This window comes from Flavihumibacter rivuli, assembly GCF_018595685.2.
In the GTDB taxonomy this organism is placed as follows: Bacteria; Bacteroidota; Bacteroidia; order Chitinophagales; family Chitinophagaceae; genus Flavihumibacter; species Flavihumibacter rivuli.
Window position 1 is genome coordinate 797601 of sequence record NZ_CP092334.1, and the last position, 11618, is coordinate 809218.

Annotated in this window: 10 protein-coding genes; 4 read left to right on the plus strand and 6 right to left on the minus strand. The window is 48.5% G+C overall.

The annotated features are described in order from the left end of the window. Nucleotides 1-34 precede the first annotated feature (34 nt). Nucleotides 35-697 (plus strand): toxin-antitoxin system YwqK family antitoxin, encoded by a 663-nt coding sequence (locus tag KJS94_RS03570; RefSeq protein WP_214449053.1) that lies wholly within the window; start codon nucleotides 35-37, stop codon nucleotides 695-697. Nucleotides 698-821: 124 nt separating this feature from the next. After that, nucleotides 822-2039: an MFS transporter gene (locus KJS94_RS03575; RefSeq protein WP_214449052.1), complete on the plus strand. Its 1218-nt coding sequence runs from the start codon at nucleotides 822-824 to the stop codon at nucleotides 2037-2039. Here the strand turns inward: KJS94_RS03575 and KJS94_RS03580 are convergent, their stop codons facing one another. The 3 genes from KJS94_RS03580 to KJS94_RS03590 form a co-directional block, all read right to left on the minus strand. Next, nucleotides 2040-2861 carry an alpha/beta hydrolase gene (locus KJS94_RS03580; protein ID WP_214449051.1) on the minus strand — a complete coding sequence of 274 codons (822 nt, stop codon included), beginning with the start codon at nucleotides 2859-2861 and terminating at the stop codon, nucleotides 2040-2042. It lies immediately after the preceding gene. A gap of 184 nt (nucleotides 2862-3045) precedes the next feature. Further along, the gene (locus KJS94_RS03585; RefSeq protein WP_214449050.1) at nucleotides 3046-5415 is read right to left on the minus strand and encodes a M1 family metallopeptidase; all 2370 of its coding nucleotides are present in this window, start codon (nucleotides 5413-5415) and stop codon (nucleotides 3046-3048) included. Between the two features lie 4 nt (nucleotides 5416-5419). Next, nucleotides 5420-6019, minus strand: coding sequence for a HupE/UreJ family protein (locus tag KJS94_RS03590; protein ID WP_214449049.1), 600 nt, complete (start codon nucleotides 6017-6019; stop codon nucleotides 5420-5422). 85 nt (nucleotides 6020-6104) lie between these two features. Between KJS94_RS03590 and KJS94_RS03595 the strand changes: the two genes are divergently transcribed. Then, nucleotides 6105-6566, plus strand: coding sequence for a DUF6702 family protein (locus tag KJS94_RS03595; protein WP_214449048.1), 462 nt, complete (start codon nucleotides 6105-6107; stop codon nucleotides 6564-6566). An 82-nt stretch (nucleotides 6567-6648) separates the two neighbouring features. On the opposite strand, the gene KJS94_RS03600 is transcribed toward KJS94_RS03595, so the two are convergent. Continuing rightward, nucleotides 6649-7944, minus strand: a complete 1296-nt coding sequence (locus KJS94_RS03600) for a hemolysin family protein (protein ID WP_214449047.1) — start codon at nucleotides 7942-7944, stop codon at nucleotides 6649-6651. 15 nt (nucleotides 7945-7959) lie between these two features. Continuing rightward, nucleotides 7960-8538 carry a phosphatase PAP2 family protein gene (locus KJS94_RS03605; RefSeq protein WP_214449046.1) on the minus strand — a complete coding sequence of 193 codons (579 nt, stop codon included), beginning with the start codon at nucleotides 8536-8538 and terminating at the stop codon, nucleotides 7960-7962. 81 nt (nucleotides 8539-8619) lie between these two features. On the opposite strand from KJS94_RS03605, the gene KJS94_RS03610 reads away from it, so the two are divergent. Then, nucleotides 8620-10623 (plus strand): LTA synthase family protein, encoded by a 2004-nt coding sequence (locus KJS94_RS03610; protein ID WP_214449045.1) that lies wholly within the window; start codon nucleotides 8620-8622, stop codon nucleotides 10621-10623. 37 nt (nucleotides 10624-10660) lie between these two features. Here the strand turns inward: KJS94_RS03610 and KJS94_RS03615 are convergent, their stop codons facing one another. After that, nucleotides 10661-11401, minus strand: a complete 741-nt coding sequence (locus tag KJS94_RS03615; RefSeq protein ID WP_214449044.1) for a class I SAM-dependent methyltransferase — start codon at nucleotides 11399-11401, stop codon at nucleotides 10661-10663. Between the last annotated feature and the right edge of the window lie 217 nt (nucleotides 11402-11618).

Genomic DNA, 11618 nt, shown 5'->3' on the forward strand with positions numbered 1-11618 from the left:
TTTCGTTATTGGTGTAGTTCCAAACTTACTAACTATGCGTTGTATTCTTGTCATGTTGTTGATGATTTCCATCAACGGTTATGGACAGCTGAAAAGCTACATAATCGGTGTGAAAGGGGATACCCTGAACCGGGTTGATATAGCCGATAAAAGGCAGGGACCATGGGTGGAACGGATCGAATCTGTTCGCGGGGAACCTGGTTTCGAGGAAGAAGGGGAATACAAGGATGGACGCAAGGAAGGTATGTGGCGGAAATATACATTACAGGGCGACCTCCTTGCCATTGAGAATTTTCGTTGGGGTAATAAGGATGGTATGTGCCAGTACTTTAATATAGCCGGAAGTGTAGTACGGGAGGAGAGCTGGCGTGCCTTCAATCCCGATAAGTTGTATGATACCCTTGATGTGGAAGACGTGAACAACCCCGATCATTATGTACAGGTGGTGGTCAAGAACGAAGGCTCATCCCTGAAGCACGGGACCTGGAAATATTATGACCCTGGAACAGGATTTGTCCAAAAGACCGAATTCTACCGGTTGGGACAAATAGAGAAAGGCAATGAGCCTTCCACGCTCGCCAGGGATACCATGTCTGTGACAAAGAAAGTGCAGAAGCCCAAGGAAGTGCTGGAATTTGAAAAGAAGAATTCCGGGAAGAAGAAAGTGAGGGTGCGGGATGGATCGGTTAGTTATTGACCGGTTGGCGCTGCAACAAAATATTTACCCCAATCTGGGGTATGGAAAAGGTGCACAAGGTTATTGCCAAACTTTGTGCACCTTTGGTTTTTGGATTCCCCAATTGTCAACCAAATCACCGCATTTGCCCAGAAATACCAAGACCATACTATTCCTGCTGGCGGCACTGAACTTTACCCATATCCTTGATTTCATGATCATGATGCCATTGGGTAATTACCTCATGCCTTTCTTCTCCATCAATCCCAAGCAGTTCACCAACCTGGTAGGTGCCTATACGCTTTCCGCTGCGATCAGTGGGTTTGCTGCTGCTTTTTTTGTGGACAGGTTCGATAGGAAGAAGGTCCTGATCATCGCTTATTCAGGATTCCTGGTGGGTACCCTGGCCTGTGGCTTGGCGCCATCCTATCACCTGTTACTTTTGGCAAGGTTGGTGGCAGGCCTGTTCGGGGGATTGATCGGTGCCCAGGTATTGTCCATCATCAGCGATATTTTTCCTTATGAAGAGCGGGGTAAGGCAATGGGGGCAGTAATGTCGGCCTTTGCTGTAGCTTCTACTTTTGGTGTGCCTTTCGCCCTTTACCTGGCCAATATCATCTCCTGGCACGCGCCATTTATACTGGTGGCTGTGCTGGGCCTTGCACTGGTGCCCCTGCTCAATAAACATATCCCGGCCATTACTGCGCATATTGATACCAGTGAGGAAGCACGGCCAATGAAGGTATTAACTGAAGTACTTGCCAACCGCAAACAGGTGCTGGCGCTATTGTTTTCCGGCCTCATCATGATGGGGCATTTCCTGATCATCCCATTCATCAACCCTTTCATGGAATTCAATCTTGGGTATACCAAATCACAGACCCCTTTGGTTTACCTGGTAGGAGGGGTGGCCTCTTTCTTCGCTGCCAATATCCTTGGGCGATTTGCGGATAAGTATGGTAAGCTGAAGGTTTTCTCCATTTGTATTTTCCTTTCACTGGCGATGGTTTATATCCTGACCAACCTGCCGAAGTGGCCCCTTGCCCTGGTGCTGGCACTGTTTGGGATATGGTTTGTGTTGGCAACCGGCAGGGGGGTAACTGCCCAGGCCATGGTTAGCAATGTGGTGGAGCCGGCCAAACGTGGCGGCTTCATGAGTTTTAACAGCAGCCTGCAACAATTCGGGACCAGCGCAGCATCCTTCATAGCAGGCTTACTGGTAGTGAATGATGCTGAGGGAAGGATCCTTCATTATGAGTGGTTAGGCTACCTCAGCATTATTATCCTGCTTGCTGCGTTTGTGCTTGGCCGTTATTTATTCGGGAAAATGGAGCAGGTCCCCAAACCCAGCGCAGTTTCCTGATCAATTCCCGTTATAGAAGTAATTACGGAAGAAGAGCAATTGGTACTCAATGGCATTGGCCCAATATTGCCAGTTGTGGGCGCCCGGTCTTTCAATATAATCGTGGCTGATCTTCAATTCCATCAGCTTCTGGTGGGTAGCCCTGTTGACATCGAGGAAGAAATCCCCCAGTCCGCAATCAATGATGATCTGTTGTTGACCTTCCTTTAGTTCGGCCAGGTGGTTGATGACCGAATACTCCTCCCAGTTCCCAGCACAGCAACTGGTATCGCCTATACGTTTACTGATGTCCCAGTTCCCGGGGAAGGGACGGATATCCAGCCCACCACTCATACTGCCAAAAGCCCCAAACAAGTCCGGGTGACGGATGCCCAGCCAAAAGCCACCATGTCCACCCATACTAAGGCCTGTGATTGCCCTTGCCTTCCTCCCGGCCCGGGCCGGGTAATGGGATTCTATATAGGGTACCAATTCTTTTGTGATATGGGTTTCGTATTGATAGTCCTTATCCTTCGGGCTGTTCCAATACCAACTACTGAATCCACCATCGGGGCATACAATGATAATTTGCAGCTGGTCTGCCAGTGCTTTTATTTTAGGAACCTTGTTGATCCAGCCGGCATAATTGTCGCTATACCCGTGCAAGAGGTAAACCACCGGGAATTTTTTAGCTGTAGAACCATTTGCATCCGGCATGATCACTACGGCCTTGATCCCTTTATGCATACTGGCACTATTGATAGTAACCGTGTCCACGCTGGCGGCCGCTGCTGCCAATGAAAAAGCAGTAAAAATGATGGTAAGGAAAGAACGGGCATTCATATGCCTAAACTAAGGATTTTAAGCATACTGATGAAGGGAACATTCCTGGTTCGGGATGGCTCCACCAGTTGCTATTAGATAGCCTGAATAGCTGAGGAGACTATTGATGTCAACTTTCTGTATTGCATCTATTGTCTGACCTTCCAGTAAAAAAAAATCCCCGCATCTCGCGGGGATCCTTTATTTAGAAGGCTTTCTTTTCTTTCTTCTTTTCTTCGGCTTTTTGCATCGGGTTGATACCGGTGCTCTGGCCGCGAACCCCCTGCTTCAATTTGTACAACTGGAACTTGCTTGGCTCAGCATTCACTGGCCAGTTGTTGTTGCTTTCATTGATGTCAGCGGTTTCCTTCATGGGGTCAAGTTTAATGGACTTTACTTCCTTATCCTTGATGTAGACTTTGGTAACCTTGTTCTCGTTCTTACGCCAGATCTGGGCAGGGATACGGTCAACTTCCTTGCTGCCATCGGCATAGGTGAACTCAACTATCACGGGCATTACCAATCCGCCCTTATTGCTGAAGGTGCACTCATAGATATGCTTGTTGGCATACTTGGCCTTCAACGCATCGTCCGCCTGCTCCAGGTTGTTTTGAACGGGAACAGAATAGGAAGTGGTATCGTATGGCTCCAGACCCCTTGCATACCTCCAGTAGAAATCACGTAGGGTGGTATCCCTGTCCACTTCAAAGACAATATTCTTGTCCTCACGGTTACGAACCTTGCTGATGTCTTCGAAGGCATTCACCTGGGGCTTGGCCAGTTTAGTGGTAGTGGTAGTTCCCCTTGAAGGTGGAGCGCCAAATTCAGGACGCAGGTAGCGAACGGAATCAAGGGCGATATCGGTTGCATCCGTGCTGTAGAACCAGCCCCTCCAGAACCAATCCAGGTCTTCACCGCTGGCGTCTTCCAGGGTGCGGAACAGGTCAGCAGGAGTGGGGTGCTTGAATGCCCAGCGACGTGCATACTCTTTGAAAGCATAATCAAACAGCTCACGGCCCATAACGGTTTCACGGAGTATGTTCAGGCCGGTTGCCGGCTTGGAGTAGGCATTGGGGCCAAACTGGATGATGTTCTCACTATTGGTCATGATGGGCTCCAGTTGGTCCTTGGGAAGCTTCATGTAGTCGGTGATATAGGCTGCTGCACCACGGCGACTGGGGAACTTATTGTCCCACAGTTCTTCTGTCAGGTATTCAACGAAGGTGTTCAGGCCTTCATCCATCCAGCTCCACTGGCGTTCATCACTGTTGATGATCATGGGGAAGAAGTTATGGCCTACTTCGTGGATGATCACGCCCAGCATACCATACTTGGTGTTCTCGCTGTAAGAGCCGTCTTTTTCGGTACGACCGTAGTTGAAGCAGATCATCGGGTATTCCATACCGTTAGCAGCCTCAACACTCTGTGCTACAGGGTAAGGGTAGGGAATGGTAAACTTGGAATAGGTCTTGATGGTATGCGCAACTGCCTTGGTAGAGAAGGGACGGTAGAGGCCATAGGCTTCCTTGCCATAGAAACTCATACACATTACTTTCTTGCCTTCCACATTGGCGGGCAATGCATCCCAAACAAACTTACGGGAAGAGGTCCAGGCGAAGTCACGAACATTATCGGCCTTGTAGATCCAGGTTTTCTTGGCCTTGCTCTTGTTTTTTTCCGCGGCCTTGGCTTCATCCAGGGTAACGATCTCCACTACATCCTTGGCTGTCTGGGCTTTCTGCCAGCGGGCCATTTGTGCAGGTGTCAACACCTGGGCATAGTTCAGGCACTCGCCGGTTGAGCCCACCACGTGATCTGCGGGTACGGTCATTTGCACTTTGAAGTTACCGAAGGTCAGGGCGAATTCACCACGACCGGTGAACTGGTGGTTCTGCCAGCCCTGGAAATCACTGTACACACAAAGACGGGGGTACCACTGGCTGATGGTGAACAGGTAGTTGCCATCTTCAGGGAAATACTCGTACCCTCCGCGGCCACCTTCTTTCATGCGGTCGGAGATCTTGTAGTTCCAATCTACCTTGAAGATGAATTTCTGCCCCGGCTTCAGGGGAGTGGGCAGGTTGATGCGCATCATGGTCTTGTTCACCACATACTTCAGTGGTTTGCCGGTGGCATCTGTCAGTTTGGTGATGTTTACACCAAAATCATTCTCAGCATCTTCCATCCTGTTCATCATGAGGTCAACAGACTGGGCACCCATGCTGGTGGGATCCTGGTAGTTAGCATTATTCTTGGAACTGTGTTCGTTTTCATCCAACTGCAGCCAGAGGTAAGTGAGTTCGTCCGGTGAGTTGTTGAAATAAGTAATGGTCTCAGAACCGGTGAGGCGCAGTTTCTCTTCATCCAATTCTGCCTTGATGTCGTAGTCTGCGCGCTGTTGCCAATACTTAGGGCCTGGGGCTCCACTTGCGGTGCGGTACTCGTTCGGGGTGGGAAGGGTAGTTCCCAATTGCTCGAACTTGTTACCATGGTTGGACCCAGGATTGTTCTGGATGTTCTGGGCAAATGCACTGCTGGTCAAAAGCCCTAAACATGCTACAAGTAGTCTTCTCATGTAATTATGCTGTTTGAGTTGTTCCGGTATCGGGGATCCTTTCTGTCGCCATTTTCAGGGAAAACAGCAGGATCATTACTGAAACTGTGGCAATCCACCATAAACGGGGCAGTTTCAATAATTGGACGAATATAAATGATAAGGTTAATACTACCGCTACCACCAACAGCTGGGCAACTTCAATTCCAAGGTTAAATGCCAGTAGGTGGGAAGTCAGGTTGGTATTGCCCTCCAGGTCAAGCAGGAGGTTGGCATAGGCCAGTCCATGGATCATGCCAAAGAACAGGGCGAAAAAATAAATCACCGGGAACCTGGCTTTTTGCTCCTTCCTGGCCACTACCAGGTTATTGGCTGCTGTTCCGGCGATGGTAAGGGGGATCAGGAATTCAATCCAGGCTACGGGAAGCTTGAATATCCCCAGCACACTTAGGGCAAGGGTTATGCTATGGCCAATGGTGAAAGCGGTTACCATGATGGCCACCAGCTTCCAGTCTTTCCACTGGTATCGCAAACACAGAGCCGCTACAAACAAAATATGATCCAAAGCGTCCCAGGTGAGGATATGGTCCACCCCAAGACTGAAGTAAAGGTTAAAATCCGCCATAAGTTTTCTAGTGGACAAAATAATTCAGAGTTTTGTCCTAGAAAAATATAAATGTCCAATGGCGCTGGTTTTGTTTAAATGGTTTATGGCTGGATTGGTATCCCTTTTCCACCCCTTCTATGTTGGGGTGACGGAGATCAATCACAATGCCGGGGAGAAAACACTTGAGATCAGTGTAAAACTTTTCGTGGATGATTTCGAGTCCGCCCTGAAAAAATCAAATAATGCCATTGTTGACCTGGCGCAGCCCAAAGACAAAGCCGCAACTGACCAGATGATCACCCGTTACCTTCAGCAACACATTCAGTTAAAGGTCAATGGTAAGCCGGTAAGCCTGGAATATATTGGTTATGAAAAGGAAAGGGAAGCGGCCTGGTGTTATGTGCAGGTGGGGAATATCCCCTCCGTTTCAAAACTGGAGATCAACAACAGTTTGCTCTACGATTCCTACGATAAGCAGATCAATATCATGCATGTTACTGTAAATGGCCAGCGGAAAAGCAATAAACTGGTATATCCTGATACGAAGACCATATTTGAGTTTTGATCAATATGTAACCCAGTATCCCGATCTACCTTACCAGGTGAAGCAGCTCAGGCCGGACATTACGGGGATATGCAGGGTAGGCTCAATCATCCATATTCTCCTTGATCTCTTCTGAAATATGGACAAGGATCTTATCGATCCGGAGGGAATCCATATCAATGATCTCAAACCGGAAGCCCTTCCATTCCAGGGTATCACCGGTCTGTGGTATGCGCTCCAGCTTGTGCAGAATAAAACCTGCCAGGGTATTGAACTCCTGCTCACCTTCATGCATCCAGTCGGTCATTTCAAAGCGGGAAAGGAAGTCATAGAAGGGGATCTGGCCATCAACAAGGAAACTGCCATCTTCCCGGGCTATGATCTCATAATCCTGTATGTCTTGTTGCGGTAGATCACCCACAATGGCTTCCAGGATATCGTTCAGCGTGATCATGCCCTGTACGCTGCCGTATTCATCCACGATGAAGCAGGAGTGGTTCTTCGATTCCTTGAACTTCTCCAGCACCCTGTAGGCGGTATTGTTCTCCGGCACGAACATGGCCGGCTTCATAATATGCTTGAACAGGGTCATGTCATTGGAGATGTAGAGGTCCTTGATCGAAACCACCCCTTTAATATTGTCAAGATCACTATCACAGATAGGGTAAACCGAATGGGGTTCCTTGACGATCTTTTCCTTAATAGAAACTTCATTGTCGTTCAGGTCGAACCAGATGATATCACTGCGATGGGTCATGAGGGAGGTGATATTCCTGTCACCCAAATGGAATACCCGCTCAATGATCTCCTGTTCTGCTTCTGCGATGGTACCCTGTTCGGTTCCTTCACTGATGATGGCCTTGATCTCTTCTTCCGTAACCTGTGTGTCGCTGGGTTGTATATTCATGAGCCTGGCCAGCAGATGGGTGGACTTGCTCAGCAGCCATACGAAGGGATGGGTGATCTTGCTGAGTACCCGCATAGGGGCAGCTACCATTTTAGCGATCTTTTCAGGATCAGAGAGGCCAATTCTCTTTGGTAGCAATTCCCCTAATACCAAACTGAGGTAAGTGATGATGATCACCACTACAGCTGTGGCGATACCATTGCTGTAGGGGGCGAGTACAGGGATATTGGCAAAAAAGGCAGCCACATCGCCCTTGATATTTTCCCCGGAGAAAATACCGGTCAGGATACCGATCAAGGTGATGCCTATTTGCACCGTCGAGAGAAAAGTATCCGGATGGCTGGCCAGTTTCAGGGCTTCCTTTGCCCTTGCATCACCTTTCAGTGCCTGGCTTTCGAGCCTGGCCCTGCGGGATGATACCAAGGCGATCTCCGCCATGGAAAAGAGACCGTTTATGATGATCAAACCTAATACTAATAGAATCTCAGTCATGTATATTGGATTAGATTAAAGGGTTGGCAAGCCGATTTTATTGTTGAAGATACGGCTCATGCCATAGCCAATGGCTGTTCCGATGGTAGCGCCACAAATTACGTCGATAGGGTAATGTACCCCCACATATACCTGCGCGTAGCACACAGCGGCCGATGCCAGGAAAAGCCAAAGTATTGGATTGCCCAGGTAGGGCCTGAGGGTAGCCACGATAAAAGTGGTGATCCCGAAATGGTTGGTTGCGTGTGATGAAGTAAAACTGCTGCTGCCTGGGCAATAATTGATAAAGAAACGGATCTGGTGGGCGATCTCCTGGTCACGGCAGGGTCGCAGCCTGATGATATTGTTCTTGATAAGGTTGCTGCTGACCTGGTCCGTTAAGGCGACGGTAGCAATGGCTGCCAGCACCCATAGCCATCCTTTTTTACCGAAGTTGATCACGGCCAGCGTGATAAAGAACAGGTAGAGAGGTGCCCAGAAATAGGTTTCCCTGATGTGTTGGCACACGAAATCCAGCACCGGGTTGTCCCATTTGCTGTTGATGCTTATCATCAGTTCCTTGTCATATTGTAATAGCCTGTCGATCAGATCCATGGAATAGTCTAACACTTACAAAAATAAGCAGTTAGCAATAACTGTTCATTGAAGTTCAAATTATCCCGATTTTTGCCAACTATGAAAAATATTTCAAGGATCGTTCTGTGGGTGTTAGGGATTGCCTTTGTTTTACTGGCGGCCATGTCTGCAGCACGATTGTTTACTTATTATACTTTTAAATTGCCCGGAACAGCTGACGGACCCCTTGGGAGGGCTTTCTGGCTGGGCTTTCGCTATGATGCGAGGGTGGTTGCCATCATTGGCTTACTGGTCCTCCTGCTTACCCTTATACCTGCCCTTGACCCTTTCCGCAATAAGCGATCCCTTGTTTTTTGGAAGGTTTTCTTTTTTATTGTCTGCCTTATTTTGAGTTCCTTCTATATCATTGACTTCCTCCATTACCGCTACCTCAACCAGCGCCTTAATGCAAGTGCCCTGAGTTTCCTGGAAGATGCCGGTATTTCTGCCACTATGGTCTGGCAAACCTATCCCGTTTTGCGGTTGCTGTTGGGGATAGCCGTTCTGACCTGGGCCATGGCCAGGCTGATCATTTGGTTGTACAAGGTCATCGGCAATGCCAGGCCTGGCGTGAGTAAACGAAATCTGGTATTGAGCTGGGTGGCTTGTTTCCTTTTGTTAGGGTTGGCTGTTTTCGGAAGGGCAGGGCAGTACCCGCTCCGCTGGAGCGATGCCTTCAACATGGGTAATGACTTCTATGCCAATATAGCCCTAAACCCTCTCCAATCCTTTTTCAGTTCCTTCAAGTTCAGGACATCCTCCTATGACCTGGCTAAGGTGAGGGCCGCCTACCCCCAGGTAGCCAATTACCTGGGCGTTACCAGGCCGGATAGCGTACAACTCAATTTTACCAGGGATGTGGCTCCCGATTCTGTCTATAATTGGAAAGGCAATGGCCAGCCCAATGTGGTCCTCGTGATCTGTGAGAGTTTTAGCGGATACAAGAGTTCCATGTGGGGGAACCCACTGAATACAACGCCCTATTTCGCCGAGCTCTGTAAGCAGGGGATTTTCTTTGATAATTGTTTTACCCCGCTCATCGGCACGGCAAAAGGGGTGTGGGCTACCATCACCGGTATCCCCGATGTGGAATTGGTCAAAACGGCCAGCAGGAACCCAATGATGGTGGACCAGCACACCATCATCAATGATTTCAAAGGCTATGAAAAATATTATTTCCTGGGCGGTAGCACCAGCTGGGCGAATATCCGTGGTATTCTCACCAATAATATCCAGGGACTGCATTTGTATGAGGAAGATGATTATTCCGTTCCCAAAATTGATGTTTGGGGAATCAGTGATAAGAATCTTTTCCTGGAAGCGGATAAGGTGTTGAAAAAGGAGAAGCATCCATTCTTTGCCATCATCCAGACCGCTGACAACCATCGGCCGTATACCATTCCTGAAGAGGATAGGGAGGCCGTGGGCCTGATGCAGTTCCCGAAGGACAGCCTTACCAAGTATGGGTTCGAATCGAATGAGGAACTAAATGCCTTCCGTTACACAGATTATTGTTTCAGGAAGTTCGTGGAAGCGGCTAAACAATCGCCCTATTTCCAGAATACCATCTTCGCCTTTATCGGGGATCATGGGATTGCGGGAAATGCAGGCCCCCTGTTTCCCAAATCATGGACGGATAATGGTCTTTCTGCGAACCATGTGCCTTTCCTTGTTTATGCACCGGGAAAACTTGATCCCCAGCGGATCCATGCAGCGGCCTCCCAGGTAGATGTGATGCCTACTCTGGCAGGGGTGGCCAATATCCCCTATACCAATACTACCCTTGGGAGGGACCTCCTGGCTCGTCAGGCTGCTGATAGCGGGCAGTCGAACAAGGCTTTTATCATGGACTACAACAACAAGACCCTCGGGGTTATCCGGCCACCCTACTACTATAACCGGAAGTTGCAGGGCAAGGCCAGTGTTATGGCCTGGGCAGAAATCGACAGGCCCCAGTCAGGCGAGGCTCCGGCTTCGCAGGACTTTGAGTTCTGGTCAACTGCCTTTTACGAGACCTCCCGTTACATGTTGCTGAATAACAAAAAGAAAGGAGCGACAAAATGATAGCGATGAAAAAGGGAAGTGTCAAAACTTCCCTTTTTTATTTTTTCCTGGCCACCATCAGCATCCTGGGTGATTTCCGGACATCATAGTGCCCGAAGGAATAGTCGCCATATACTTCCTGGATCTGCAGGTTGTGGAAGGAGAACATATCATTGAAATCACCAAGGGAAAACTTGGCCACTTTTTCGGTGTATTCTATCGGGGCTTCCAGTGCATCATCTTCCACTACTATCTTCTTGTAGAAATGGGTTTCGTCGAACCATTTGGTGATGTAATAATTGACACCGTCAAACTCTTCTTCGTGTTTATGTACCAGGTGGTCTTCTGCGTAATGGACATTCAGGTAATCCAGTACCAGTGTGCCATTGGGTTTCAGGGATTGGGAAATGGTGCGGATGGCATTGTAATGCTCCCTTTCGGTTTTGAAGTACCCAAAACTGGTGAAAAAATTAAAGGCATAATCGAAGTAGTTGATCCAAAAGGGGAGGCGGATATCATGTACAAAGAAATGGAGGTTGTCCTGCTGGTAGTGCAGGGCTTCCTCAATGCTATGGCTGGCAATATCGATCCCTGTAACATCGAATCCATGGCTGGCAAGGGTTCTCGCATGACGTCCCTTCCCACAACAAACATCCAGCATCCTTGACCCGGCCGCAGGTTGAAGCAGTCCGATCAGGTTATGGATAAATTGGGCTGCTTCAGCTTCATCGCGCTTAAAATAAAGTTGATGGTAATAAGGGGAATTGAACCAATGCTGAAACCAACTTCCAGTCGACATATTCCTTCAAAATTTCTCCAAAAGTACAGGGGCTAAACCGAATTGTGGCCAAGGTTATGAACATATTATTTACAACTGCCCGATTTGTATGAATTTGGCACTTTCCTTGTGAAATTGAAGTTATCCACATCCTTTCGCCTGCCCGTCGCGGGCTGAATAACTTACCCACATCTGTGCCCCTCAAGACCGGAATCGCTTATTTTTGGAATATAAACCT

What these genes read in the sequence shown, in the direction of transcription:
- KJS94_RS03570 (WP_214449053.1), top strand. Translation starts at nt 35, where the DNA reads ATGCGTTGTATTCTTGTCATGTTGTTGATGATTTCCATCAACGGTTAT.
- KJS94_RS03580 (WP_214449051.1), bottom strand. Translation starts at nt 2,861, where the DNA reads ATGAATGCCCGTTCTTTCCTTACCATCATTTTTACTGCTTTTTCATTG.
- KJS94_RS03585 (WP_214449050.1), bottom strand. Translation starts at nt 5,415, where the DNA reads ATGAGAAGACTACTTGTAGCATGTTTAGGGCTTTTGACCAGCAGTGCA.
- KJS94_RS03590 (WP_214449049.1), bottom strand. Translation starts at nt 6,019, where the DNA reads ATGGCGGATTTTAACCTTTACTTCAGTCTTGGGGTGGACCATATCCTC.
- KJS94_RS03595 (WP_214449048.1), top strand. Translation starts at nt 6,105, where the DNA reads ATGGCTGGATTGGTATCCCTTTTCCACCCCTTCTATGTTGGGGTGACG.
- KJS94_RS03600 (WP_214449047.1), bottom strand. Translation starts at nt 7,944, where the DNA reads ATGACTGAGATTCTATTAGTATTAGGTTTGATCATCATAAACGGTCTC.
- KJS94_RS03605 (WP_214449046.1), bottom strand. Translation starts at nt 8,538, where the DNA reads ATGGATCTGATCGACAGGCTATTACAATATGACAAGGAACTGATGATA.
- KJS94_RS03610 (WP_214449045.1), top strand. Translation starts at nt 8,620, where the DNA reads ATGAAAAATATTTCAAGGATCGTTCTGTGGGTGTTAGGGATTGCCTTT.
- KJS94_RS03615 (WP_214449044.1), bottom strand. Translation starts at nt 11,401, where the DNA reads ATGTCGACTGGAAGTTGGTTTCAGCATTGGTTCAATTCCCCTTATTAC.